A 24,094-nucleotide genomic window follows, 5' to 3' on the forward strand; every position below is an offset into this window, starting at 1 on the left:
GTGACGTCAGCGCGCGGCGAGTGTGTCGCTTTGCTTGAGACTGCAGCTGGCCAGTGCGTCGTTGCCGGCGGCGGGATGAGCGGGCTCCAGCAGCAGGCGCTGCACGTCGGAAAACAGCTTGTCCACCGGCATGCCATAGGGCGCGAACAGGCGCAGTCGACCCTGGCGGTCGAACACGTAGCCGCCGGCAATGTGGCTCATCGTGTAGGTATCCGGTACCTGACCGGGTTCCTTTTCGTAGAACGCCTTGAAGTCGCTGGCCATCGCCGCCAGCTGCGCTTCGTTGCCGACCAGCGCGATTGCCTTGGGGTCGAACGCTTCCACGTAGGTCCGCGCGACCTCCGGGGTGTCGCGGGCCGGGTCAACGCTGACGAACACCACCTGCAGCTGGTCGGCATCCTTGCCCATCAGGTGCTTGACCTGGCTGAGCTCGACCATGGTGGTCGGGCACACGTCCGGGCAGCTGGTGAAGCCGAAGAACAGATAGGTCACCTGCCCCTCCAGATCCTTGGGCCCGCGCAAGGCGCCGCGGCTGTCGGGCATCGACCAGTGCTGGCCGAGCTCTTCGCAGGCGATGTCCTTGGAGTAGAAGTCCATGCGCGACTGCGCACTGCAGCCGGCCAGCAGGCCGAGCAGCAGGCCTGCGGCCAGCCGCAGGCCACGTTGGGGGAACGCGATGCCTTTCACGGTTCGCAGGCTCAGTTGATCATCATGTGGTAGTGCATGCTCCAGATGATCCACACCGACAACGCGACGATGATGAACAGGATCACCAGGGTGAACACGAAGCTGGCCAGGTTCCAGCCACCTTCGGACTTGCGGTCCATGTGCAGGAAATAGACCAGCTGCACCAGGATCTGCGCCACCGCGAAGCCGACCAGCAGGAACAGCGTGAGCGGCCGCGACAGCACCGGGTTCATCACCAGTGCGAACGGCACCACGGTCAGCAGCGCGCACAGCACGAAGCCGATCAGGTAGGACTTGGTGGAGCCGTGCGCATTGCCGGCGCGCGAGGTTTCGACGTGGGCCATGTCAGAAGGCTCCGATCAGGTAGACGAAGGTGAAGACGCAGATCCACACCAGGTCCAGGAAGTGCCAGAACAGGCTCAGGCACGACACGCGGGTGATGTTGGTCGGGGTCAGGCCACGGCGGTAGACCTGGTGCATGACCACCGCCATCCAGATCAGGCCGCTGGCCACGTGCAGGCCGTGGGTGGCGACCAGCGCGAAGAACGCCGACAGGTAGGCACTGGTGCTGGGGCCTGCGCCTTCGTGGATCAGGTGCGAGAACTCATAGATCTCCATGCCGATGAACGAGGCACCGAGCACGAAGGTCACGCCCAGCCAGCGCAGCACCGCCGAGGTGTCGTGGCGGTGCATCGCCAGTACGGCCTGGCCGTAGGTGATGCTGGAGACCAGCAGCAGGAAGGTCTCGGCCATCACGAACGGCAGCGAGAACAGCTCCTTGCCGGTGGGGCCGCCGGCGTAGGCGGTGCTGAGCACCGCGTACGAGGCGAACAGCGAACCGAACAGCACCAGGTCGGACATGAGGTAGACCCACATGCCGAACACCTTCATGCCGCCCTGCTCGTGGCTGTGGTCGTGTTCGTGGTGGTCCTCGTGTGCCTGCGTGCCGGTGGCCAGCTCGGGGCGGGTCAACAGGTTCATGCGCGTACCTCCTTCAGCTTGGCAAGGTTGGCCGCTTCAGTGCGCGCCACCTCTTCGGAACTGACGTAGTAGTCCACGTCCTCGTCGTAGGACCGCACGATCAGGGTGACGATCATCGCGATGAAGCTGGCCGCGGCCATCCACCAGATGTGCCAGACCAGGGCGAAGCACAGCACCAGGATCCAGATGTTGAGGATCAGCGGCACGCCGGTGTTCTTCGGCATGTGGATCGGTGCGTACTTCTTCGGCGGCGGCGGCAGGCCGCGCTTCTTCGCTTCGTGGAAGGCGTCCAGCTCATCGGCCTTGGGCACCACGGCGAAGTTGTAGAACGGCGGCGGCGACGGCGTGGCCCATTCCAGCGTGCGCGCATTCCACGGGTCGCCGGTCAGGTCCAGGTTGCGCTTGCGGTCGCGAACGCTCACGTAGATCTGCACCAGCATTAGGATGATGCCCGCGAACACGAACAGTGCACCGATGAAGGCGGCGATCAGGTACGGCGTCCACGCCGGATTGTCGTACTGGTTCATGCGGCGGGTCATGCCCATGAAGCCCAGCATGTACAGCGGCATGAAGGCCAGGTAGAAGCCGATCACCCAGCAGGCGAACGACCACTTGCCCAGGCGCTCGTTGAGGGTGAAGCCGAACACCTTCGGGAACCAGTAGGCGAAGCCGGCCAGGTAGCCGAACAGCGCGCCGCCGATGATGGTGTTGTGGAAGTGCGCGACCAGGAACAGGCTGTTGTGCAGCAGGAAGTCCGCGCCCGGGATGGCCAGCAGCACGCCGGTCATGCCACCGATGGTGAAGGTGACCAGGAAAGCGATGGTCCACAGCATCGGCACGCTGAACTCGACGCGGCCGCCGTACATGGTGAACAGCCAGGTGAAGATCTTCACGCCGGTGGGGATGGCGATGATCATCGTCATGATGCCGAAGAAGGCATTGACGCTGGCACCGGAGCCCATGGTGAAGAAGTGGTGCAGCCAGACGATGAACGACAGGATGCCGATCGCCAGCGTGGCACCGACCATCGACTTGTAGCCGAACAGCTTCTTGCGCGCGAACGTGGCGGTCACTTCGGAGAAGATGCCGAACGCCGGCAGCACCAGGATGTACACCTCCGGATGGCCCCAGGCCCACACCAGGTTCACGTACATCATCGGGTTGCCACCCAATGTGTTGGTGTAGAAGTTGAAGTCCAGGTAGCGGTCCAGGGTGAGCGCACCCAGCGCCACGGTCAGGATCGGGAAGGCGGCGATGATGATCACGCTGGTGACCAGCACAGTCCAGGTGAACACCGGCATCTTCATCAGGGTCATGCCCGGCGCACGCATGCGCAGGATGGTGATAAACAGGTTGACGCCGGTCAGCAAGGTGCCGACACCGGACGCCTGCAATGCCCAGATGTAGTAGTCGACACCCACGCCTGGACTGAACTCGATGCCCGACAGCGGCGGATAGGCGACCCAGCCGGTCATGGCGAATTCGCCAACGCCCAGCGAGATCATCATCAACGCTGCGCCGACTACGAAGATCCAGAAGCTGAAGGCGTTGAGGAACGGGAACGCCATGTCGCGCGCACCGATCTGCAGCGGCACGATGATATTCATCAGGCCGACCACGAACGGGGTGGCCACGAAGAAGATCATGATCACGCCGTGCGCGGTGAAGATCTGGTCGTAGTGCTCGGGCGGCAGGAAGCCGTCACTGCCTGGCCCGGCCGCCGCCAGCTGCGCGCGCATCATCAGCGCATCGGCAAAGCCACGCACCAGCATGACCAGCGCCACCACCACGTACATGATGCCGATCTTCTTGTGGTCCACGGTGGTGAACCAGTCACGCCAGAGCGGACCCCACAGCTTGAAGTACGTCACCGCGCCGAGCAGCGCGAGGCCGCCCAGCACCATGGCCGCCAATGTGACCACGACGATCGGCTCGTGCAGTGGCACAGCCTCCCACGTCAATTTACCCAACATGTTCGTTACTCCTGGGAAACCTGAGCACCGCCGGCAGCGCCCGCCGGGGTAGCAGCAGCGGTGTTCTCACCGACGACGATGAACTGGTCGATGACCTTCTTGAACAGCAGCGGTTCAACACTGGAGAAGTGCTGCACCGGTGCGTTCTTCGACGGCGCGGCCAGCGCCTTGAACTGCGTGAAGCTGAGCGCGTCCGGCGCGCTGCGCACTTCGGCCACCCAGCGCTCGAAGTCTTCGTTGCTGCTGGCAGTGGCGATGAACTTCATGTTCGAGAAGCCATGCCCGCTGTAGTTGCCGGACATGCCACGGAACTGGCCGGGTTCGTTGGCGATCAGGTGCAGCTGCGTGCGCATGCCGGCCATCGCGTAGATCTGCCCACCCAGCTGCGGGATGAAGAAGGTATTCATCGTCGAGTTGGAGGTGATGTTGAATGCCAGCGGACGATTGGCCGGGAAGTTGAGCTGGTTGACCGTGGCGATGCCCAGGTCCGGGTACACGAACACCCACTTCCAGTCGGTGGCGATCACGTCCACGTGCAGCGGTTCGCCAGCCACGTCCAGCGGCTTGTAGGGGTCCAGCTCGTGGGTGGACTTCCACACGATCACCGCCAGCACCGCGATGATGATCAGCGGCACGCCCCAGACCACGATCTCCACCTTGGTGGAGTGCGACCAGTCCGGCGTGTATTTCGCTTTGGTGTTGCCGGCGCGGTAGCGCCACGCGAACACGAAGGTCAGCACGATGGCCGGTATCACCACGATCAGCATCAGGCCGATGCAGATCAGGATCAGGTCGCGCTGGGCGAGCCCGACCATGCCCTTCGAATCCAGCAGCACCCAGTCACAGCCCGACAGGCCGACGCAGGCCAGGGCGACCAGCGCCAGGCGGATGCGGTTCCAGCAGATATTCATTGGAGGTCAACCCTGTTGAAGAAGCGCGCTTGACCGGCTCGCCTGCGCGCAGCGCCCGGGCGTGGAGCGGCTACACTGTGGGTACGAGGTCGCCTACAAGCAGGCGAGCCACTCCAATCAAGCCCATACAAAATACAGCATTGTATGGACTTGTGCATCTGCACGTATGGAAATATCTGACCGATGACGCCACCTGCCGCCGGCCGCCGCCTGAAACACCCCAATCGCACCTGGGTCCGCCCCTTCCGCGAGGGCGCCGGCCCGCTGTACCTGCAGATTGCCCAGCAGGTGCGCGAGGCGGTGGATGACGGCGTGCTGCGCCCGGGCGACCGCCTGCCGCCGCAGCGCGACCTGGCCCAGCAGGTGGGCGTGGACCTGACCACGGTCACCCGTGCCTTTGCCGAGCTGCGCCAGGCCGGCCTGCTCGATGCGCAGGGCGCCGGCGGCACCTTCATTGCGCTGTCGGCCGGCAACCGCAGCACCTCGGTGGACCTGAGCATGAACATCCCGCCGCTGCTGGGCAGCGCGCCGTTCGCACAGGGCATGGAGGCCGGTTTCCAGCACGTGGGCCAGCAGCTGGGCCAGGGCGAACTGATGAGCTATCACGTCGGCGCCGGCACTCGTGAGGACCGCGCCGCCGCCGTGCAGTGGCTGGCGCCGATGCTGGGCATGGTCGGTGCGGACCATGTGGTGATCTGCCCGGGCGCGCAGACCGCGCTGTGCGCGCTGATCCTGGCCCGCACCCAGCCGGGCGAGCTGATCGCCGCCGAGCAGCTGACCTACCCGGGCCTGCTGGCCGCCGCGCGCGTGCTGCAGCGGGGCGTGGTGCCGGTGGCAATGGACGCCGAAGGCATGCTGCCCGACGCCTTGGAAGAAGCCTGCCAGCTGCGCCGGCCGCGCCTGCTATACCTGGTGCCGACCATCCAGAATCCGACCACGGCGACGATGTCGGCGCAGCGTCGGCAGGCCCTGCTGGCGGTTGCCAAGCGCCACGATCTGACCGTGATCGAAGACGATCCCTACTGGTTGCTGGCTGGTGACGCCGCGCCGCCGTTGGCCGCCCACCGCGACGCCGGCTGCCCGGTCTACTACATCTCCACCCTGTCCAAGTGCCTGGCCCCGGGCCTGCGCACCGCTTACCTGGTGGTGCCGGCCGGCGAGCCGATGGAGCCAGTGCTGGACGCCCTGCGCGCGATCGCACTGATGCCGACCCAGTCGATGGTGGCGGTGGCCTCGCAGTGGATCCGCAGTGGCCAGGCCCAGGACATGGTGCAGCGCTTCCAGCAGGAGCTGCGCGAGCGCCAGGCCATTGCCGCCCGCTATCTGCCCACCCGCGTCCAGGCCCATCCGGCCGGCCTGCATGTGTGGCTGCCGCTGCCGCCACGGCTTGACCAGTACCGGCTGATCCAGGCCGCGCAGGAACAGGGCCTGGGCATCGCCAGCTCGGATGCCTTCAGCGTGGAAGAACCGCCGCCGGGCAACGCAATCCGCCTGTCGCTGGGCGGCGCGGTCGACCAGGGCGCTTTGGCCGGGGCGCTGGCCAAGCTGAACGAGATCCTGTCCGAAGTTCCCGAGGCCCGGCACAACGCCATTGTCTGAACCGAACGCATGGCGCCCAATCCATACAAAATGATATTTTGTATGCAATGTATGGATGAAGGGACGTGCATCGATGCGCGCCGAGAAACTGAAGTTCCACCTGGTGATGGCCGGTTGCGGTGGCTTTGTGGTGCTGATGCTGGCCGCGCTGGCCTGGGTCTGCCTGCAGCCACAGACCGTGGACGTACAGGCCGCCGAACGCCACGCCATCGAGCAGTGCCTGCAGCGCAGCGAGGATCCGTCGCGTAGCGAGATCCAGCGCCGCGCGCAGGCCGATTCCTGCCGCGAGATGCGCAAGCAGTACGTGCACAAGTTCGGCCGGGAAGACTCCTGATGGGCGCAGCCGCGCCGCGCCGCCGCTGGCTGCTGCCGACGATGATCGCCCTCGCCTGCCTGTTCATGGCAGGCGTGGCGGCTGCACTGTGGCAGTACTTCGGTTACAGCGCGCAGTCCACGTTCACCGAACAGGCCATCGTCTTCGACGACTCGCAGCTGCGCCTGCCGGCCGATCTGGCCGGAGATACCGGCCGCATCCGCGTGGTGCATTTCTGGGACCCGGCCTGCGGCGTGTGCAACCGCGAGACCGGTGCGCACCTGAGCTACCTGATCAGCATGTACCGCCGTGCCGGCATCGACTTCTACGCGATCCGCCGCCCTGGCACGCAGGGCGCGCTGCCCGAGCCGCTGCGCAACAAGGTGATCAACCTGCCGACCATCGACGGTATCGAACACATCCCGGCCAGCCCTGCCGTGGCGATCTGGGACCGGCACGGCCATCTGGCGTATGCCGGCCCGTACAGCATCGGCATGGTCTGCAACTCGGCCAACAGCTTCGTCGAACCGCTGCTGGACAGACTGGTGCGCGGTGAAACCGTGCGCCCCAAAGGACTGCTTGCCGTGGGCTGCTACTGCCCGTGGCAGGCCAAGCGCTGAGGACGCGCAATGACATCACTGGCTCTGGGTGGCGCGACCGCCGCAAACAACAACGGCGGTCACCTGTCCGAACCGACCGATGGTTATGGACAGGCTCCCGCCGTTGGAAGCAACGATACGCCCCGACATGCTCCGTACATGCCGCGACCGGATGTCGCAGCGCGCGAGTGGGTGCAGGACGTGCTCGCGCACAGCGGTCCGATCTACCTGCGCATCGTCAATTCGCTGGAACGCACGGTGCGCCGTGGTGGTCTGGCACCGGGACAGCGCCTGCCCTCGCAGCGCGCGTTGGCGCAGCAGCTGGGCATCGACCTGACCACGGTCACCCGCGCCTTCGATGAAGCACGCAAGCGTGGCCTGATCGAAGCGCGTGGACCACAGGGCAGCTTCATCGCACCGCCCAAGGCCGGCTTCGACCAGGTGGTGGACCTGAGCATGAACGTGCCGCCGGTGCCCGATGCCGATGCGCTGGCCGAGACACTGCGCCGCGGTGCCGCCGCCGTGCTTGCACGCAGCAACGCGCCGAACCTGATGACGTATCACCTGGGTGGCGGCAACCCCACTGATCGCCATGCTGCGGCGCATTGGCTGCAGCCGATGCTGGGCGCCGTGGATGACGACTGCCTGCTGCTGACCGAAGGCGCGCAGGTGGCATTGGCCGCGATCCTGGTCAGCCAGGGCCGCGATGGCGATACGATCCTGTGCGATGCGCTGGTCTATCCGGGCCTGCTGCAGGCCGCAGCGGCGCTGGGGCGTCGGCTGATGCCGGTGGACAGCGACGAACACGGCATGTGCCCTGAAGCGCTGCTGCGGCAGGCGCGCGAAAGCGGCGCGCGCCTGGTCTATCTCAATCCCACCTGCCAGAACCCGACCGCGCTGACCCTGCCGCTGCAGCGGCGCGAGGCGCTGGCGCGTGTACTGGAGAGCGAAGGCCTGCTGGCGATCGAGGATGATCCGTACTGGCACCTTGCCGAAGATGCACCGATACCCCTGGCAACGCTGGCACCGCGCCATGTGTTCTATGTGGCGACGCTGTCGAAGGTGATCAGCCCTGGCCTGCGCACCGCGTTCGCGCAGTGCCCGAGCGCTGCGCACGCCGAGGCGATGACGGCTGCGTTGCGGGCGACGCGGCTGATGGGCCATCCGCTGGTCTCGGCATTGGCCAGCCAACTGCTGCTGGATGGTTCGGCGCAGTCACTGCTGGCCCAGGTACGCGCCGAGGCACGCGAGCGCATGCGCATGGCACGTTACCTGCTCGCGCCGTCGCTGCTGCAGCGCGCGGAGGGCCTGCATGCCTGGTGCCGGATACCGGCACCCTGGACCGACGCCACGCTGGTGCGTACCGCACAGCTGCAGGGGCTGGCGATTGCGCCGTCATCGGCGTTCTGTCCGCCGGGGGTCTCGCTCCAGTACGGCGTGCGGTTGTCGCTGGGACTGGCGGCGGACCGACGGCAGCTGGAGAGTGCGTTGCGGCGGATTGACCGGTTGTTGTTGTCCGATGCGTTGCCGGCGATCGAGCGGTAGGCGTGGAATGGGATGTGCCGACCAACGGTCGGCACCCACCCGATCGGTAGTACCGGCCGCTGGCCGGCGGAAGATTCCCCGGCACGGTTGGAATGTGCCAACCAAGGTTGGCACCCGCCAGATCGGAGGTAGATCGTGGAATGGGATGTGCCGGCCAACGGTCGGCACCCACCCGATCGGTAGTGCCGGCCGCTGGCCGGCAGCTGCTCGTGGGCGACGATCATGAGGTTGCCGGCCAGCGGCCGGCACTACCGTTCATGATCAGGCCAGGGCAGAGAGCGCCTGCACCAGCGCATCCAACTGCTCCGGTCGGGTGAACACCGACGGCGTCACCCGCACGCAGGCGCCGGAGTCCAACCCGTCACGATGCGTGGTGAACACGCGATGCTCGTCCAACAGGCGCTTCTGCAGCGCGATGTTGTCAGCCACGCTGGTGCGCCCGCGCAGGCGGAAACTGGCCAATGCACTCGCCAACGCCGGGTCCGGTGAAGACAGCACTTCGATGTGCGCCATCTGCCGCGCAGGCACGGTCCAGCGCTCGCGCAGGTAGCGCAGGCGCGCCTGCTTGTTGGCCGCGCCGATACGCTGGTGCAGCGCGATCGCTTCTGGCAGCGCCAGGTAAGCGGCGAAGTTGACCGTGCCGGTGTGCACACGGCTGCCCACGCGGCCATCGTCGGTCTCGCCCATGTACGGGTCGAGGTCCGCAACGCGGCCCTTGCGCACATACATCGCGCCGACGCCGACCGGTGCGCCGATCCACTTGTGCAGGTTGATGCCAACGAAATCGGCCTTGAGCTGCGGCACCGCGTAGTCGATCTGGCCGAACCCGTGCGCCGCATCAACGATCACGTCGATGCCGCGTGCCCGCGCACGTTCGGCGATTTCGGCCACCGGCAGCACCAGTCCATGGCGATGGCTGACCTGGGTCAGCAGCACCAGTTTCAGGCGAGGCAGCCGCGCGAACGTGGCCTCGTAGGCCTGCAGGATCTGCGCATGGTCGGGCACTGCCGGCAGCGCGATGCGCTCGGCCTGCACGCCGCGGCGCTGCTGCAGCCAGCGCATCGCGCCGATCATGCTGTCGTAGTCGATATCGGCGTACAGCACCTGGTCGCCGGGCTGCAGGCGGTTGTAGCCGCCGATCAGCGCCAGCATCGCCTCGGTGGCACCGCGGGTCAGTGCGATCTCGTCGGCGCCCACGCCCAGCAGTTCGGCCACCTGCCGCTGCACCGCCATGTACTGCGCCGGGAACTCACGGCGGCCATACCAGGCGTTGCCTCGGTTCACTTCCGCGGTATGGCGCTGGTAGCTGGCCAGCGTCTGGCGGCCCATCGCGCCCCAGTAGCCGTTCTCCAGATGGTTCACTTCGTCGGTGACATCGAAGTGGCTGGCCACGGCGGCCCAGTAGTTTTCATCGCGGGCCAGCACGTCCGGCGCCACGGTCGTTGCGGGAATCTGCATGGACGCAGCGTAACGCGTGGCAGCCATGGCCGGCAGTGAAGAAAGTGCGGCTGCGGCCGGCAGCAAGGTGCCGGCACGCAACAGGGAGCGGCGGGCCGGGTCCATCAGAAGCTCAGCCGGTACTGTGCGTACAGGTTGGCGCCGTCGGTGTCGTACGGCGCGTTGCGCGAGTAGACCAGGCCGCGACTGGCCTGGAAGGTGGCTTCGTCCGGATAGCGGTCGAATACGTTGTCGGCACCCACACGCAGGCTGTGATGTTCGTTGATGCGATAGCCGACGGCCAGGTCGAGGAAGCTCATCGCGCCGAAGCGCTGGTAGATATCGCCCACTGCATTGCCGCTGGAATCGGTCCAGGCGCCGTAGTAGCGCATGCGTGCCATCAGCGACCAGGCGCCGATGTCCCAGCCGCCGGTCAGGCTGCCCTTGTGCTCGGGCAGGCGGTCTTCGAACAGCACGCGCTGGGTTTCGTTGGTCGCCACCGAGGTGCTGCCATTGTCCACGCGGGTGCGGTTGTAGTTGTAGGCCAGGGTCAACGTCATGCGGCCGGCGCCGAGATCACGCAGGTAGTTGCCGACCACATCCACGCCGGTGGTGGTGGTATCGAAGTCGTTGGTGAAATAGTTCACCGAGGTATAGCCCAGCGGATTGGGCGTACCGGCCGGAATGGCGAAACTGGCCGACTGGCTGAAGCGGTCGCTGAGCTTGATCTGGTAGACATCCACCGAACCGGACAGGCCCAGGTCGGTGCGCCAGGTCAGGCCCAGCGAGGCGGTACGCGATTCTTCCGGCTTCAACGGCCTGGCACCGAGCAGCTGCGCCAGCGGATCGTTCGGCGACAGGCGGCCGCTGGTGAAGATCTGCAGCGTGCGCGTGTCCAGGCCCTGGGTGGTACTGGTGGTGTTGAGCTGCGCCGGCGTCGGCGCACGGAAGCCGGTGGACACGGTACCGCGCAGGGCTACATCCGGCGTGATCGCGAAGCGCGCCGACAGCTTGCCGTCCAGCGTGCTGCCGAAGCTGGAGAAGTCCTCGTAGCGGCTGGCCGCACCGATGCTCCAGCGCTCGCCCAGCGGCACTTCCATATCCACATAGGCGGCCTTGCTGCGCTGGCTCCACTGCCCGGCCTGGCTGGCCGAGAAACCGGGCGCACCATTGGAATTGGCCTCCAGGCCTGCAGCCGCGCCCGGACCCACCGCGTACGACGCCGGGTCACCGGCGCGCACCTGGTAGGTCTCCTGGCGGAACTCGCCACCGAAGGCGACGTTGATCGGCCTGGTCAGCGCGGCCACGTCCCACTCATAGTTGAAGTCGGCGTTGGCGTTCTTCTCGGTCTGGGTCAGGCGGCCGAGATCGAAGTCGGTCGGGCTGGCCGGGCCGAGCGAGGCATTGATCGAGTTCTTCAGGCTGTAGTCGATGGCGTTGCGGCCATACGAGGCGCTCACGTCCCAGCGCAGCTTCGGTGTGATCTCGCCGCGCAGGCCGCCGACCAGCTGCAGGTCGTTCTGGACGTTGCCGTACTGCGGGCTGAAACCCACCGGGTAGATCGAGCGCAGGTTCCAGCCCGGGAAGATGACGGTGGTGCGGTAGGCGCCGGTGGTGGTGTCCGGATTGCGCCAGTTGAAATCACTGACGCCATCGCTGTGGCTGTAAAGACCGAACGCATACAGCTCCAGCGCGTCGCTGGCGTTGGCCTTCATGTTGAAGCCGACGCGGCGACTCTCCAGTTCCGGCTGGCCCCAGCGCTGCACCGGGTTGGCCACCTCCAGCTCCGGATGTACAGCCTGGAAGGCGATCGCATCCGGGCGCTGGCGGGTACGCGAGGTGGCGTCTGAATTGGACGACTCGGCGAACAGCACCAGGCTGCCATAGTCGCCCAGCGACCAGCCGGTGCGCGCACTGAAGTCGCGCGAGGCACCGTCGCCCTGCGCGTACTGCGAATAGCCGGCGGTGATCCCGGTGCCGGGGCCGTCCTCAAGAATGATGTTGATGACACCGGCGATGGCGTCCGAGCCGTACTGCGCCGACGCACCATCGCGCAGCACCTCGATGCGCTTGATGGCACTGGTGGGAATCTGTGCCAGATCAGCGGCCTGCGCACCGCGGTTGCCGAGCAGCGCGCTGCGATGGAAGCGGCGGCCGTTGACCAGCACCAGGGTCTGGTCCGGCGACAGGCCACGCAGGGTGGCCGGACGCACGAACACCTGCCCGTCGGCCATCGGCAGGCGCTGCACCACGAACGACGGCACCAGCTGCGCCAGCACGTCCTTCAGGTCGGTGGATTCAACGGACCTGATGTCTTCCTTGGTGAACACGTCCACCGGCGCCAGCGTTTCGAACTGGGTTCGGTTGGACGCGCGGGTACCGGTGACCAGCATCGCGTCGAGCTGGGTGGGTACGGCGCGGCTGCCGCCTGCGGCATCGACCGCATCGGCCTCCGCTGCGATCGCGCCTCCTGCACTGGCCATGGAAAGGGCAAGGAGGATGGAACGCGAAAGCTTCGAACGATGCACGGCAGGGCTCCGGGAGGACGCGACTGGGCCAGCACCTGTGCGGACACAACAGGCCTGGACAAGGCGCGCAGTCTCGGCGCGATCTGTGAAGGAGGCATGACGTCAGTGCGACAGCTTGAGTCCGCGCAGGCGCAAGAACTGCTAAACGCCGCGCCTGCCGATCCGCTACTGTGTCCAGCATCGGATTCATGGAACGACAGGATGAGTGCGGCAGGCAAGGCGGTGTGGTACATCGAAACCCATGCGGAGCAGCCGCTGGCCTTGGCCGATATCGCCACTGCGGTGGGACTGTCGCCATTCCATCTGTCGCGCCTGTTCCAGGCCCGCACCGGCACGTCGGTGGTCCGTTACCTGCGTGGGCGCCGCTTGACAACGGCCGCGCAGCGGCTGGCCAACGGCGCATGCGACATCCTGCAGGTGGCGATTGGCGCGGGCTACACCACTCATGCCGCGTTTACCCGTGCCTTCAGCGAACAGTTCGGGCAGACACCGGAACGGGTACGCGAACAGGGCACCGATGGGCTGGCGCTGGTGCAGGCGATCCGCGTGGACGAGGCGCCGGCTGCCTGCGCTGAGGCGCCACAGCTGCTCGACACCCCGGCCTTCCAGCTGGCCGGTATCGGCATGCGCCATACCCGCAACAGCGGCGGTGCCATTCCCGGGCAGTGGGCCCAGCTCAACCGGGAATGGCCGGCGCCGGCCCCGGTCAGTTTTGGGGTGTGCTGCAACAACGACGACGACGGCGGCTTCGACTATATCGCCGCGCTGCCGATTGGTTCACTTGGCCCTGTACCCGCGCACTGGCAGCGCGTGGATGTGCCCGCACGACGCTACTTGGTGGCCTGGCACGGCGGGCACATCTCGGCCATCCGCTCGACCTGGTTCTGGTTGCTGGATCACTACCTGCCCAGCGCCGGCCTCAGCCTGGCCGACGCGCCGGACCTGGAGCGCTACGACGCCCGGTTCAACGAGCACACTGGCAACGGCGGCGTGGAGATCTGGCTGCCGGTAGACGAAGGTCCCTGCTGACATGGAGCTGAAGATGCGCGTGAACATCACAATTGTCGGGCTGCTGCTGATGGCACCGGCGCTCTCCGCCCACGCAGGCGACACCTGGAAAGCCGGCGAGCGCCATGGCACCACGACGGTGGCCAGTGCCGCCGTGCGCGATGCGCAGCACCGCAACACCCTGCGCTACACGGTGTGGTATCCGGCACCGGCCGATAGCAGCGAAGTCGAGGTGACCATCGGGCCGCCTGGCACGCCCCTGTTCGATGTTGGTCGCTCGGCGATGGATGCGCCGCCCGCAGGCGCTCCCCTGCCGACACTGCTGCTGTCGCATGGCAACGGCGGCAGCGCGCGCATGATGGGCTGGCTGGGCACCGCGCTGGCACGGAAAGGTTATCTGGTGATCGCGGTCGATCATCCCGGCAACAATGGTGCCGACCAGATGACCCTCCATGGCAGCATGTTGACCTGGCTGCGCGCGGATGATCTGCGCGCCGCACTGGCGGCCGTGCAGGCCGATCCAGTGCTGGGCCCGCATGTCGATCCTGAACGCCTGGGTGTTGCCGGTTTCTCGGCCGGTGGCTACACCGCGCTGTTGGCGGCTGGGGCGCAACCGGACCTGCAGCGACTGCTGGCGTTCTGCACGGCGCATCCGGATGACGGCGTCTGCCGGCCTCAACAGGAAGCGGCAACGCACACGATGGAGGCGCGTGTTGCCGCTGCGGCGTCGGCCGAGCTGTCGCCGTGGATGTCCCACGCCAACGACGCACGCGCCATTCCCGGCGTGCGCGCGATGTTCCTGCTGGCACCGGCGATCATCCAGGCCTTCGCGCCCGAGCAGCTGTCCTCGTTGCGGCTACCCGTGTCGATTGTGCTTGGCGAGGCTGACACGGTTGCGCCGCCACAGACCAATGGCGCGGCCGCGCGTGCAGTGATTGCGGGCGCTGCACTGCAGCTGCTGCCAGGTGTCGGCCATTACGATTTCCTCGCCGCATGCACCCCGACCGGGCAGCAGCGGCTGCAGGACCTCTGCAGCACGTCAGTGCCAAAGGCAAAGACCCACGCGCAGACAGTGGACGCAGCAGTGCGGTTCTTCGACCATTCACTGCGCTAGTGGCCGCCGGGCGTGGCCCGGCGCTACAGTGGGCGCGTCCACGGAGAATCGATCATGCGCCTGCTGCACCTCACCCTGCCGGTATCCGACGTCGCTTCCGTGGCCGCGTATTTCCATGATGTGCTGCAGCAGCGCGTGGTCGGCAACCATGTGCACATCGGCTGGAGCACCATCGAACTGCAGCCGGCGGGTGGTCACCCCGTCGGTGGCGTGCACCTGGCCTTCAACGTACCGGACAACCGCTTCGGCGGGGCGATGGCCTGGTTGCGCGAACGTACCCCGCTGCAACGTAATCCTGATGGCCTGGATTACTTTGCGCTGGAGAGCAGCTGGCAGTCGCAGTCGGTGTACTTCACCGGTCCCGATGGCCTGATCCTCGAATTGATCGGCCGGCGCCGTCTGCCAGTCAGCACGCGCGCAGGCGCCTTCCATGGCAGCGAGCTGACCTGCCTGAGCGAGGTTGGCCTACCCAGCCACGATGTCGATGCGGTGCGCGAACAGTCCAGCCAGCGCTTCGGCCTGCAGCCGATCAGCCCGCCGTCGCCGCAGTTCGCGCCGATGGGCGACGACGAAGGCCTGCTGATCGTGGTTGCTGCGGACCGGCGCTGGTTCCCCGAGCAGAAAGACCTGCCCGGTGCCCAGGGCGTGCAGCTGCAGGTGGGTGATGTGAACGGTAGCGGCGAACTGCGCGATGCCGCGCTGGGCTGGCGGGTGTGGGCGGCCTGAGCTACCAGCTGCCCGAAGCGCCGCCGCCGCCGCTGCGACCACCACCACCGGACCAGCCGCCGGAACTGCTCGAGGACGAACTCGACGACGAGGTGCTGGACGAGGAACGGTAGCCTTGGGACGACCTTCGTCCGCTGCGTGCTTTTTCGCCGGGCAGCAGGGTGAACAGCCAGATGAAGTACAGGAACAGCGTGCCTACGCTGGACACGATCATCGCCAACACGCGTGCGTTCCCGTCGCTGGCCCGGTCGATGGCCAGCAGCGCGCCCAGCGCATAGGCGCCGGTCAACAGCACCAGTACCACCAGCCGCACGGCGAAGCTGTTGCGGTTCTTGCGCCAGCGCGCGCGGCCGGCCTGCACCAGGAAGAACACCAGCATGGCGGCAAGGGCGACCGCCAGGTTCAGCAACGTGTGCAGGGCAAGGCTGGGCGGCAACTGGCCACGGACCAGCATCACCGCGAAGAAACCGATACTGACGGCCAACATGCCGCACAGCACGATGCGCACACCACGGCTGCGACGCCAGCACCATCCCAGCAGCGCCGCCACCGGTACAGCAGGTAACAGCACGAAGAACAGCGCAGGCAGCACATGCCGCGGCAGCAGCAGCGTCGCCGAAACCAACCCAGCGGCCATCACTGCCGTTACCAGCAGCGGTCTACCCCAGGCAGGCAATGTCGGCCAATTCGGCCTGGGCATTGCCGCATTGGCTGCCAATGCCTTGCGCCGCCGCTCACGGCGTTTACCGCTGAACTCGGCCTCGGTCCTGGTGGCCAGCAGGCGCGGCGGTGATCGCCACAGACCGGCCAGGAACCCCACTAGCAACGTCAGGGCAACGACCGAATCCCCTGTGCGCCAATCCGCTGGCAACAGGTTGCGTGCGGATGAATCTTCCCGGGGCGGCAGCGGCTCGCCATCGATCAACGCCACCAGCACCTTGCTGCCGTCCAGCAGGCCCTGGTCCAGGTCTCCCTCACGCAGGCGCGGCACGATAGCCTTGTCGATGATGCGCGCGGCATAGGCATCGGGAATGGTGCCTTCCAGGCCATAGCCGGTCTGGATGCGTACGCGCCTGTCCTGCACTGCCACCAGCAGCAACACCCCGTCATCGACACCGGCGCGGCCCAGCTGCCACTGTTCGAAGACGCGCTGTGCATAGGCTTCGATGCCGTCATCGCCAACACTGGGCACCACCAGCACCTGCAGTTGCGCGCCTTTGCGTGCCTGCAGCTGCAATGCCTGCTCGCGCAGCGTGGCGCGGGTGCTGGCGGACAGCGCGTTGGCGGTGTCCACCACCGGGTCATCCAGTGCCGGGATCGCGGCCTCCGCGAGCACTGGCGGCGGCAACAGGCAGAGCAGCAGTGCCAGCCCTACCCGCTGCCATGCGTTGCGCCACCGCAGCACCCGGCTCATGTGGACGCCATGCTTTGCAATGGCGGCGTGCTGTGCATCATGCGAAACGGCATCCGTGTATGTCCTTGCCCCATGAACGGAAAAGCCGGCCGGATTACCCCGGCCGGCCTCCTTTACCACACACCTCTTCACACGCAGCGGTCAACGGCCCATGGCCACGCGCTGCTGCTCGTCCTGCACGTGTTGCTGCGAAGGCTCATGCTTGGCCAGCATTGCAGCGCTGGTCTCCTGCAGGCTCGGTGCCGTCTGGGTCATGTCCACCGCAGTACGGAAGCCGGGAACGGTGCCGATGACGAAGGCCTTGCCATCCTGCACGGTGACGCCCTGCAGCTTCTCCGGTGAATCGATGCCGGCGGCCTTGGCCTGGGCGGTCACATGCGCGCTCATCTCGTTGCAGATCATGCCCGGCATGTGGCCACGGATCGCATTGTGCAGCGGCGTATCCGGATGCGCCTTGTCGCCCAGTTGCGGCCCCTTCGGCGCCGCCTCGGCATGGCTGCGGCCTTCGGCCAGCTTGCCCAGCGTCGCCGGACCCGCCACGCCATCGGCGGTGAGCCCGTGCTGCTTCTGGTAGGCGATCAGTGCGTCCCTGGTATTGGCACCGAACTTGCCGTCCTCGCTCAGCGGGTTGCCTTGGCCGTCACGCACGCCCAGGCGGTTGAGTTCCTTCTGCAGCGCAGTCACTTCCTCGCCCTTGGCCCCCTGGCGCAGCACACCGTTGTGGTCGGCGTCATGCGAATGGCCACCCTTGCCGGTTTCCTTCAGCTTGCCGTGGTCCCAGAAGTCCTGCGGGCTGAGCAGCCTGCCGTGCGGATCCTTCAACTGGTAATGCACGTGCTGGGCATACTGCCCCGCACCGCCCGGGCCACGCCCGCCCATGGTGCCGATCGGCTCGCCCGCCTTGATCGGCTGGCCTTCCTTCACCTGGGTCGAGTGCAGGTGCAGGATCTCGTGCGAGTTGCCCTGTGCATCCCTGATCTTCACCGTGCCGTAGTCGCCACCGACGAACGTCACCGTTCCGGAGATCGGCGCGTTGACGGTCGGGTGCTGCAGATTACGGCCGTGCTGGCCGCCGACATAGTTGAAGTCGGTGCCACCGTGCGGCTTGTGCGCGCGGTGTTCGCCGAACTCACCGGTAATGTGCGGCTTGACCCCGTTCTGCGGGGGCAGCATCACCTGCATCGTCTGCTCGAAGGTGCGGGTCTGGCCTTCGGCATGCGCCGCTGCCGGCTTGGCCTGCGCGTGGGTGGCCGCAGCTGCGGCGGGGGCCGCGTGGCTGCCATGGGACTGGCCGTGGGTCAGGCCCAGGCGCTGCTCCACGAACCGCTCGTACTTGTCCACGTACGGCATCACCTTCTTTTCAGACAGGGTGAGGCCGCCGTAATCGCGGGTCGGGCCGTCGTGGTGGTACTTGTAGATGTACTCCTCACCCTGGCCGCGCTTGTGCGCCAGCGTGCGGTTATCGATGTAATGGTCAACCAGTGCATCGGACTGTGCGCCGACGTCGAAGCGGTTGCGGCTGTTGAGGTGGTAGTGGTTGCCGGTCTTGTCAATGAACTGGCCCAGGCCCGAGGCCGAGGTGGTGCCAGCGGCTGCATCGGGGTTGAAGCCCGATTCAACGCGGGCGATGGCCAGCACGTGCGCGGTTTCGCGCGGGGTCAGGCCCTTCTCGCGCGCCGACTCGATGATCGTGTCGATCACCCGTGACTGTACTTCCGGGGTCGCATCGCCCCACCGGCGGGAATTGCCATGCAGGCGGCCGTCGCTCTGGTCGATCGGCTCCCGGTAGTGGCTCCACGGTTTGATGCGGTCACTGCTGTAGGCCGCCCCGCGGGGCTGGACCATGTCCTGGTAGATGTCTGCCATGTCTGTGCTATCCATTCTATGAAAAAGGGGATTTCCTTAAGGGGTACTGCTCCTGGTACTTCTGGTACTGCGGTACTGCGGTGCTGCGTTCACAGCGCGCGTGCGACGTCCTGCCGCTGCGCTCAGTCTTCGATGTAGTTCACCTCCGGGTGCTTGATGCCGAGCGAGTCGATCAACGTCTCGTACTCGTCGTTGTTGGGCTCCTGCTCCTCGCCTTCCGCGCCGCGCAGCGGGGGTGTGCTGTGGGTCAACTGGCGGCCACTGGCGTCGTACAGGTAGTACCACTCGCAGAAGCTGCAGCCGAACGGCAGTTCACCGTACTGCACGACGAAGTACGGCGTACCGCTGCGGTCCTGCACGCAGGCCAGGCCAACGGCGGTATAGCCGTCCATCTCCTTGGGCGCAGCAATGGCCTGGCGTGCGCCGTCCTTTTCGATTTCCAGCGTGGTCAGCCGGGAAGCGTCCGTGTCTTGGGTGGGCTGGGCCGCCAGGTGCAGGCGGGTGCCTTGGCAATCGATATGCATGCCGGTCTCGTCGCGCGTAAGAGAGGTGGGAAGGTCCGCAACGGCAGCCGCTGGTGCGGCCGGCGACGCTGCCGGGTCAGTAGAAGCGGGGGCCGCCGCCGGTGCAGCCGCCTCAGGGCCGCTGCAGGCAGCAAGCATCAGGGCCAGCACGGGGGCAACGGGAGACAGACGCATGCGGTGCTCCTTGGGTGAATCACACGACCGCCCGAAGGCGGTCGCTCAGGGGTCAGATCGATTCGTCCTCACGCTTGACCAGTTGCCAGCACGGCTTCTGGGCAAAGGTGTAGATCTGCTGGTCGCTGGTATCGGGGGTGCGCATCTGCACCTGTACCTGGCCGTCGGGCAGGCGGGTGACCTGCATCTCGCGGCCCTGGCGTTGCAGCGTGGCCGGGTCCGGCATCACCGGCCATTCGACCTTGGCAAGCGGCACCTTCTCCTCCACCTTGCGTGGCTCCGGCTCGGCGTCGCCATCGATGTGGCTGTCCAGCAGCGGATCGGCAGTGGACGTTTCCTGCAGTGCGATCTCGTTACCGAAATGCTTGAGGAAGTCGTCGAAGACCGGATGGGGGCAGCTGGCAGACGCGTCTGCCGGGGCCGCGGCAACCGGCGTGGCCGGCGTCGTGGCGGCGGCCGTGCTGCTCGGAGCCGGTGCGGCGGCGTCAGTGATGGCAGCCTGGGGCGCAGGCTTGCAGCCCGACAGCGCAAGCCCCAGGGCAAGCGCAAGCAGGGCAACGGGGCGGAGCTGGTTCAAGGGATCCTCCTGATTCCGGGCGGTCGCGCGCGGTTCCGGCGCGGTAGGGAGGCAAGGATAGCCATGCCTCTGTCGATTCAGTTTCAACATCCGCTGTCAGGAATATCCCGACATGCTGAATTGAGACTCATATCACACTTGGACTGAAATCAACGTCATCGCAGCAGCCGTTAGACTACGCCGCACATGCTTCGACCCTGGCCCCCATGCGCGCATTCCTGCTTGCCCTCTCCCTGCTGGCGCCGACGCTGTGGCCTGGTGTTGTGGCCGCACTGGAGGTCCGGGAAGGCGACCTGCTGTTCGTCACCGCCGGCCGCAGCGGCCTCAGCGCGGCCATCGACGATGCCACCGGCAAGCAGCACGGCCCCAGCTTCGACCACGTGGCCCTTGTCGCCTTGGCGTCGCAGGGGTGGGAGGTACTGCACGCCGACGAGAAGGGATCGCGCCGGCAATCCCTGGTCGAGTTCCGCCAGGACGCCCGCGCCAGGCAGCGGCAGATCGTGGTCTATCGCCTGCAGGCACCGCAGCAGGCCGCCATCAAGGATGCGATCGCGACCGCACGCACGATGCTGGGCAAGCCGTACAACACGTCATACGTGTTGAACGAGGACAGCTACTACTGCTCGGACTTCATCGAGCGCGCATTCCGTGCGCACCATGTGTTCGCGTTGCAGCCGATGAACTTCCGCAACCCGCAGACCGGGCAGATCGCCCGGCACTGGGTGGATCTGTACCGCGGCATGGGCATGGACGTGCCGCAGGACCAGCCCGGCACCAATCCCAATGACATGTCGGCGGCGCCGGTGTTGCAGCGCATCGGCGTGCTGGAATAAGCGAAGCCCCGCACAGGGCGGGGCTTCGCGGGTTGCCCAGGCTGGGGCATCGAAGTCACTCTTCCTCGTCCTGCCCACCCTGCTGCTGGTTGCGCTGGTTGCGCTGCTGCTGTTCCTGCTGCTGTTGCTGCTGCTGGTCGCGGCCGCGCCCCTGCTGCTGATCCTGCTGGTTCTGCTGGCCCTGCTGCTTCTGGTTCGGGTTCTGGTTCTGCTGTGCCATGTCCGATCTCCAAAGCCACGCGCGGAATGCGGTGGACGGGACCATCGTCTGCAGCGATTGGTTAATCACACGTGGGTGGCCGGCTACATTCATGTGTACGCCTGTGAATGAACGCGCGGAACCTCTTGCGGCACAAGCGCCTGAAGGATTCATGCGGGTTCGGCATGTGCTCATGCCGTCATCGGCGTTGCACGCATTCATGGCGCTCGCAGCCGGAGACACGCGCTGAACGAGGCTGGCTTTCCCGGCTCACACAGGGAAGCCAACGCTGCATTCATGGCATCACCGGCGGCACGTACGCCAGCGTCATCCCCAGCAGCCACAGCAAGCCCAGCACCAGCGGGATATGCACCAGCAGCTGGATGAAGGTGAAGCCCACGATGTCGCGTGCCTTCAGGCCCAGCACGCCCAGCAGCGGCAGCATCCAGAACGGGTTGATCAGGTTCGGCAGCGCTTCGGCCGCGTTGTAGACCTGCACGGCCCAGCCCAGGTGCGCCTTCAGTTCGTTGGCGGCCTGCATCACGTAGGGCGCCTCGATGATCCACTTGCCGCCACCAGACGGCACGAAGAAGCCCAGCACCGCCGAATAGACGCCCATCACCAGCGCGAACGAATCGGTGCTGGCCACGTGCACGAACAGGCTCGACAGCCGGTGCGCCAAGGTCTGCCCGTCACCGCCGGCGGCGTGGGTGAGGATCATCGCGATACCGCCGTACAGCGGGAACTGGATCAGTACGCCGGTGGTGCTCGGCACCGCCTTGGCCACCGCGTTGAGGAAGCTGCGCGGGCGCCAGTGCAGCAGCAGGCCCAGCGAAATGAACAGGAAGTTGTAGGTGTTGAGGTTGGCGATGGCGGTGACCACCGGCTTGTTGGCGAACTCGTTGAACAGCCAACCGAACGCCAGCAACGAGAGCAGCACGGTCAGCAGCGGGCTGTATTCCAGCCACTCGCCCGGGCGCGTGCGCCGCTGCAGCGGCTCCGGCTCGGCCTGCGCGGCGCCGGGGAACTCCTCGGCAGTACGCGCACTGCCGGCCGCAGGCGCGGTCAGCCAAGCGATCAGCAGCGAGACCAGGATCAGCACTGCGGTCAGCGCGATCGACTGCCACAGGAAGATGGTTTCGGTGAACGGCAGCACGCCGGTGATCTCCACCAGCCCCGGCGGCATGCTGGCCGGGTTGGCCTGGAGCTGTGCGGCCGAGGAACTCAGCCCCATGGCCCACACCGCGCCCAGGCCAAGATATGCCGAAGCACCGGCCGCGCGGTAGTCCATGCGCAGCTCGGTACGGCGGGCCAACGCGCGGACCAGCAGGCCGCCGAACACCAGCGAGAAACCCCAGCTGAGCAGCGAGGCGAGCATGCTGACCAGGCCCACGTACACCACCGCGCCACGGCCGGTGCGCGGCACCCGGGCCAGGAAGTCGATGAAGCGCGCGACCACCGGCGCGGTGGCCACGGCGTAGCCACCGATGACCACGAAGGCCATCTGCATGGTGAAGGGAATCAGGCTCCAGAAGCCGTCACCGAAGGCGCTGGCGGTGGCCTGCGGGGTCGAGCCGAAGCCCATCGCGGCCAGCGCGACGATGACCACGCCCAGCACCGCGAACACATACGCGTCGGGGAACCACTTTTCCGCCCAGGCGGCCGAGCGCAGCGCTGCGCGCGCCATCCAGCCATCCTGTACTGCTGCCTTCGAGGCCATCGCCTACCCTCCCAGGTTCAATGGATCGATTCTGGGCGGTGGGGTGCAGGCTGTCAGCCACCTATTGGTCGTAGGTGGCACAGAACGGTAGTGCCGGCCGCTGGCCGGCAATTTCCCAATCGGGATGGTCGTGCAGCCGGCCAGCGGCCGGCTCTACCATGCGCGGGAATCGTCGTAGCTGGCGGAGCACGGTAGTGCCGGCCGCTGGCCGGGAACCTCGGAATCACAAACGGGTGCAGCCGGCCAGCGGCCGGCTCTACCATGCACGGGAATCGTCGTAGAGCTGGCCGAGGACGGTAGTGCCGGCCGCTGGCCGGCAACCTCGGGATCACACACGGGTGCAGCCGGCCAGCGGCCGGCTCTACCCCACCGTAGGTTCAACGCAGCGCCAGGTCCACGGCTATACCGGCGAACAGCGCGGCACCCACCCAGTTGTTGTGCAGGAACGCCTTGAAGCACGGACCGCGTTCGCGGTTGCGGCAGATCCAGAACTCGTACACCACCAGCACCGTGGCCACGGCCACACCGGCCAGGTAGTAGCCGCCCAGCCCGCCGCGCACGCCAACCAGCGCCATGGTGGCCAGGAACAGCGCGTACAGCACGCCCTGGATGACCAGATCGAGATCACCGAACAGGATCGCGGTGGAGTGCGAGCCCATCTTCAGGTCGTCCTCGCGGTCGACCATGGCGTACCAGGTGTCGTAGGCGGTGGACCACAGGATGTTGCCGGCATACAGCAGCCAGCCCAGCATCGGCACTTCGCCCTGCACGGCGGCGAACGCCATCGGGATGCCCCAGCCGAACGACATGCCCAGGTAGACCTGTGGCAGATGGGTGTAGCGCTTCAGGTAGGGGTAGCTGGCGGCCAGGAACACACCGATGAAGCTGAGGCCGATGGTCAACCCGTTCAGGGTCAGCACCAGGCCGAACGCTACCAGCATCAGCACCGCGAACAGCGCCAGCGCGGCGCGGCCACTGATTGCGCCGGTCGCAAGCGGGCGGGACTTGGTGCGCTCCACGTGCGGGTCCAGCCAGCGGTCGGCGTAGTCGTTGATGACGCAGCCGGCCGAGCGGGTCAGCCACACGCCGGCGGTGAACACGAACAGGGTCCACAGCGGCGGCAGGCCGCCTGCGGCCAGCCACAGCGCCCACCAGGTGGGCCACAGCAGCAGCAGCGTGCCGATCGGGCGATCAGCGCGCATCAGACTCCAGTAATGCCGCCAACGCGGCGTCGCCGGCGACTGCGGCGAAATGAGGGGGGTATCAGCCATGGCGATAGGATACTCCTGCGCTGGAAGGACTGCGGCGCGGGCCTGGAAAATACAGGGCCCGATGCGCCTGCGCGCACCGGGCCCCGGTGTCCTGC

At 66.6% G+C, this 24,094-nt stretch carries 22 protein-coding genes; 8 read left to right on the plus strand and 14 right to left on the minus strand.

The window, feature by feature from the left end; translation table 11 throughout:
* Positions 1-6 precede the first annotated feature (6 nt).
* From BN1263_RS01230 to cyoA, 5 genes are read right to left on the minus strand one after another with little or no spacing between them, the layout of a single operon-like run.
* Positions 7-687: an SCO family protein gene (locus BN1263_RS01230; RefSeq protein ID WP_058978982.1), complete on the minus strand. Its 681-nt coding sequence runs from the start codon at positions 685-687 to the stop codon at positions 7-9.
* Between the two features lie 11 nt (positions 688-698).
* A complete protein-coding gene (gene cyoD / locus BN1263_RS01235; protein WP_005411473.1) occupies positions 699-1,031 on the minus strand; it encodes a cytochrome o ubiquinol oxidase subunit IV in 333 nt (110 codons plus the stop codon).
* A gap of 1 nt (position 1,032) precedes the next feature.
* Positions 1,033-1,668, minus strand: a complete 636-nt coding sequence (gene cyoC / locus BN1263_RS01240; RefSeq protein WP_010482111.1) for a cytochrome o ubiquinol oxidase subunit III — start codon at positions 1,666-1,668, stop codon at positions 1,033-1,035.
* Entirely contained in the window at positions 1,665-3,641 is a 1,977-nt protein-coding gene (cyoB, locus tag BN1263_RS01245) for a cytochrome o ubiquinol oxidase subunit I (RefSeq protein WP_012481499.1), read from the minus strand. The genes cyoC and cyoB overlap by 4 nt, the downstream gene beginning before the upstream one ends.
* A 5-nt stretch (positions 3,642-3,646) precedes the next feature.
* Entirely contained in the window at positions 3,647-4,552 is a 906-nt protein-coding gene (gene cyoA, locus BN1263_RS01250; RefSeq protein ID WP_058978985.1) for a ubiquinol oxidase subunit II, read from the minus strand.
* A 183-nt stretch (positions 4,553-4,735) separates the two neighbouring features.
* Between cyoA and BN1263_RS01255 the strand changes: the two genes are divergently transcribed.
* The 4 genes from BN1263_RS01255 to BN1263_RS01270 are packed head-to-tail and all read left to right on the plus strand — an operon-like array spanning position 4,736 to position 8,608.
* Positions 4,736-6,151, plus strand: coding sequence for an aminotransferase-like domain-containing protein (locus BN1263_RS01255; RefSeq protein WP_058978987.1), 1,416 nt, complete (start codon positions 4,736-4,738; stop codon positions 6,149-6,151).
* 55 nt (positions 6,152-6,206) lie between these two features.
* Positions 6,207-6,485 (plus strand): hypothetical protein, encoded by a 279-nt coding sequence (locus BN1263_RS01260; protein WP_019336318.1) that lies wholly within the window; start codon positions 6,207-6,209, stop codon positions 6,483-6,485.
* The gene (locus BN1263_RS01265) at positions 6,485-7,084 is read left to right on the plus strand and encodes a DUF6436 domain-containing protein (RefSeq protein ID WP_021201963.1); all 600 of its coding nucleotides are present in this window, start codon (positions 6,485-6,487) and stop codon (positions 7,082-7,084) included. Before BN1263_RS01260 ends, BN1263_RS01265 begins: the two co-directional genes overlap by 1 nt.
* Positions 7,085-7,093: 9 nt before the next feature.
* Positions 7,094-8,608 carry an aminotransferase-like domain-containing protein gene (locus BN1263_RS01270; RefSeq protein WP_058978989.1) on the plus strand — a complete coding sequence of 505 codons (1,515 nt, stop codon included), beginning with the start codon at positions 7,094-7,096 and terminating at the stop codon, positions 8,606-8,608.
* Positions 8,609-8,869: 261 nt separating this feature from the next.
* Here the strand turns inward: BN1263_RS01270 and BN1263_RS01275 are convergent, their stop codons facing one another.
* Together BN1263_RS01275 and BN1263_RS01280 are read right to left on the minus strand one after the other, a co-directional pair.
* Positions 8,870-10,171 carry an aminotransferase class V-fold PLP-dependent enzyme gene (locus BN1263_RS01275; protein WP_058978991.1) on the minus strand — a complete coding sequence of 434 codons (1,302 nt, stop codon included), beginning with the start codon at positions 10,169-10,171 and terminating at the stop codon, positions 8,870-8,872.
* On the minus strand, positions 10,171-12,573 hold the full coding sequence (locus BN1263_RS01280) for a TonB-dependent receptor plug domain-containing protein (protein ID WP_080398756.1): 2,403 nt from the start codon (positions 12,571-12,573) through the stop codon (positions 10,171-10,173). The genes BN1263_RS01275 and BN1263_RS01280 overlap by 1 nt, the downstream gene beginning before the upstream one ends.
* 201 nt (positions 12,574-12,774) lie before the next feature.
* Between BN1263_RS01280 and BN1263_RS01285 the strand changes: the two genes are divergently transcribed.
* Genes BN1263_RS01285 through BN1263_RS01295 form a run of 3 tightly spaced genes read left to right on the plus strand, consistent with a single transcriptional unit; the run spans position 12,775 to position 15,421 of the window.
* Positions 12,775-13,602: an AraC family transcriptional regulator gene (locus BN1263_RS01285; RefSeq protein WP_058978996.1), complete on the plus strand. Its 828-nt coding sequence runs from the start codon at positions 12,775-12,777 to the stop codon at positions 13,600-13,602.
* 49 nt (positions 13,603-13,651) lie between these two features.
* Positions 13,652-14,695, plus strand: a complete 1,044-nt coding sequence (locus tag BN1263_RS01290; RefSeq protein WP_448226375.1) for an alpha/beta hydrolase family protein — start codon at positions 13,652-13,654, stop codon at positions 14,693-14,695.
* Between the two features lie 54 nt (positions 14,696-14,749).
* A complete protein-coding gene (locus tag BN1263_RS01295) occupies positions 14,750-15,421 on the plus strand; it encodes a VOC family protein (RefSeq protein WP_058978998.1) in 672 nt (223 codons plus the stop codon).
* A 1-nt stretch (position 15,422) separates the two neighbouring features.
* Here BN1263_RS01295 and BN1263_RS01300 read toward each other — a convergent pair whose 3' ends face one another.
* From BN1263_RS01300 to BN1263_RS01315, 4 genes are all read right to left on the minus strand, one after another.
* Complete coding sequence (locus BN1263_RS01300) at positions 15,423-16,835, minus strand: TPM domain-containing protein (RefSeq protein WP_058979001.1); 1,413 nt, start codon at positions 16,833-16,835, stop codon at positions 15,423-15,425.
* A gap of 141 nt (positions 16,836-16,976) precedes the next feature.
* On the minus strand, positions 16,977-18,701 hold the full coding sequence (locus BN1263_RS01305; protein ID WP_058979003.1) for a peptidoglycan-binding protein: 1,725 nt from the start codon (positions 18,699-18,701) through the stop codon (positions 16,977-16,979).
* Positions 18,702-18,823: 122 nt separating this feature from the next.
* On the minus strand, positions 18,824-19,399 hold the full coding sequence (locus BN1263_RS01310; protein ID WP_229301578.1) for a hypothetical protein: 576 nt from the start codon (positions 19,397-19,399) through the stop codon (positions 18,824-18,826).
* Between the two features lie 52 nt (positions 19,400-19,451).
* Positions 19,452-19,976, minus strand: coding sequence for a hypothetical protein (locus BN1263_RS01315; protein WP_019661618.1), 525 nt, complete (start codon positions 19,974-19,976; stop codon positions 19,452-19,454).
* A 206-nt stretch (positions 19,977-20,182) separates the two neighbouring features.
* On the opposite strand from BN1263_RS01315, the gene BN1263_RS01320 reads away from it, so the two are divergent.
* Complete coding sequence (locus tag BN1263_RS01320; RefSeq protein ID WP_019661619.1) at positions 20,183-20,809, plus strand: YiiX/YebB-like N1pC/P60 family cysteine hydrolase; 627 nt, start codon at positions 20,183-20,185, stop codon at positions 20,807-20,809.
* A gap of 55 nt (positions 20,810-20,864) precedes the next feature.
* Here BN1263_RS01320 and BN1263_RS20650 read toward each other — a convergent pair whose 3' ends face one another.
* From BN1263_RS20650 to ubiA, 3 genes are all read right to left on the minus strand, one after another.
* The gene (locus BN1263_RS20650) at positions 20,865-21,029 is read right to left on the minus strand and encodes a hypothetical protein (protein ID WP_005414774.1); all 165 of its coding nucleotides are present in this window, start codon (positions 21,027-21,029) and stop codon (positions 20,865-20,867) included.
* A 274-nt stretch (positions 21,030-21,303) separates the two neighbouring features.
* On the minus strand, positions 21,304-22,728 hold the full coding sequence (locus BN1263_RS01325; protein WP_186008943.1) for a short-chain fatty acid transporter: 1,425 nt from the start codon (positions 22,726-22,728) through the stop codon (positions 21,304-21,306).
* Between the two features lie 377 nt (positions 22,729-23,105).
* Positions 23,106-23,999 carry a 4-hydroxybenzoate octaprenyltransferase gene (ubiA, locus tag BN1263_RS01330; protein ID WP_021201974.1) on the minus strand — a complete coding sequence of 298 codons (894 nt, stop codon included), beginning with the start codon at positions 23,997-23,999 and terminating at the stop codon, positions 23,106-23,108.
* Between the last annotated feature and the right edge of the window lie 95 nt (positions 24,000-24,094).

The sequence above is a fragment of the Stenotrophomonas thermophila genome (assembly GCF_001499715.1).
Taxonomy (GTDB): Bacteria; Pseudomonadota; Gammaproteobacteria; order Xanthomonadales; family Xanthomonadaceae; genus Stenotrophomonas; species Stenotrophomonas hibiscicola.

What these genes read in the sequence shown, in the direction of transcription:
- BN1263_RS01320 (WP_019661619.1), top strand. Translation starts at nt 20,183, where the DNA reads ATGCGCGCATTCCTGCTTGCCCTCTCCCTGCTGGCGCCGACGCTGTGG.
- BN1263_RS20650 (WP_005414774.1), bottom strand. Translation starts at nt 21,029, where the DNA reads ATGGCACAGCAGAACCAGAACCCGAACCAGAAGCAGCAGGGCCAGCAG.
- cyoD (WP_005411473.1), bottom strand. Translation starts at nt 1,031, where the DNA reads ATGGCCCACGTCGAAACCTCGCGCGCCGGCAATGCGCACGGCTCCACC.
- BN1263_RS01275 (WP_058978991.1), bottom strand. Translation starts at nt 10,171, where the DNA reads ATGGACCCGGCCCGCCGCTCCCTGTTGCGTGCCGGCACCTTGCTGCCG.
- cyoA (WP_058978985.1), bottom strand. Translation starts at nt 4,552, where the DNA reads ATGAATATCTGCTGGAACCGCATCCGCCTGGCGCTGGTCGCCCTGGCC.
- BN1263_RS01285 (WP_058978996.1), top strand. Translation starts at nt 12,775, where the DNA reads ATGAGTGCGGCAGGCAAGGCGGTGTGGTACATCGAAACCCATGCGGAG.
- BN1263_RS01260 (WP_019336318.1), top strand. Translation starts at nt 6,207, where the DNA reads ATGAAGGGACGTGCATCGATGCGCGCCGAGAAACTGAAGTTCCACCTG.
- BN1263_RS01255 (WP_058978987.1), top strand. Translation starts at nt 4,736, where the DNA reads ATGACGCCACCTGCCGCCGGCCGCCGCCTGAAACACCCCAATCGCACC.
- ubiA (WP_021201974.1), bottom strand. Translation starts at nt 23,999, where the DNA reads ATGGCTGATACCCCCCTCATTTCGCCGCAGTCGCCGGCGACGCCGCGT.
- cyoC (WP_010482111.1), bottom strand. Translation starts at nt 1,668, where the DNA reads ATGAACCTGTTGACCCGCCCCGAGCTGGCCACCGGCACGCAGGCACAC.
- BN1263_RS01290 (WP_448226375.1), top strand. Translation starts at nt 13,652, where the DNA reads ATGGCACCGGCGCTCTCCGCCCACGCAGGCGACACCTGGAAAGCCGGC.
- BN1263_RS01295 (WP_058978998.1), top strand. Translation starts at nt 14,750, where the DNA reads ATGCGCCTGCTGCACCTCACCCTGCCGGTATCCGACGTCGCTTCCGTG.
- BN1263_RS01325 (WP_186008943.1), bottom strand. Translation starts at nt 22,728, where the DNA reads ATGGCCTCGAAGGCAGCAGTACAGGATGGCTGGATGGCGCGCGCAGCG.
- BN1263_RS01305 (WP_058979003.1), bottom strand. Translation starts at nt 18,701, where the DNA reads ATGGCAGACATCTACCAGGACATGGTCCAGCCCCGCGGGGCGGCCTAC.
- cyoB (WP_012481499.1), bottom strand. Translation starts at nt 3,641, where the DNA reads ATGTTGGGTAAATTGACGTGGGAGGCTGTGCCACTGCACGAGCCGATC.
- BN1263_RS01265 (WP_021201963.1), top strand. Translation starts at nt 6,485, where the DNA reads ATGGGCGCAGCCGCGCCGCGCCGCCGCTGGCTGCTGCCGACGATGATC.
- BN1263_RS01300 (WP_058979001.1), bottom strand. Translation starts at nt 16,835, where the DNA reads ATGAGCCGGGTGCTGCGGTGGCGCAACGCATGGCAGCGGGTAGGGCTG.
- BN1263_RS01310 (WP_229301578.1), bottom strand. Translation starts at nt 19,399, where the DNA reads ATGCGTCTGTCTCCCGTTGCCCCCGTGCTGGCCCTGATGCTTGCTGCC.
- BN1263_RS01270 (WP_058978989.1), top strand. Translation starts at nt 7,094, where the DNA reads ATGACATCACTGGCTCTGGGTGGCGCGACCGCCGCAAACAACAACGGC.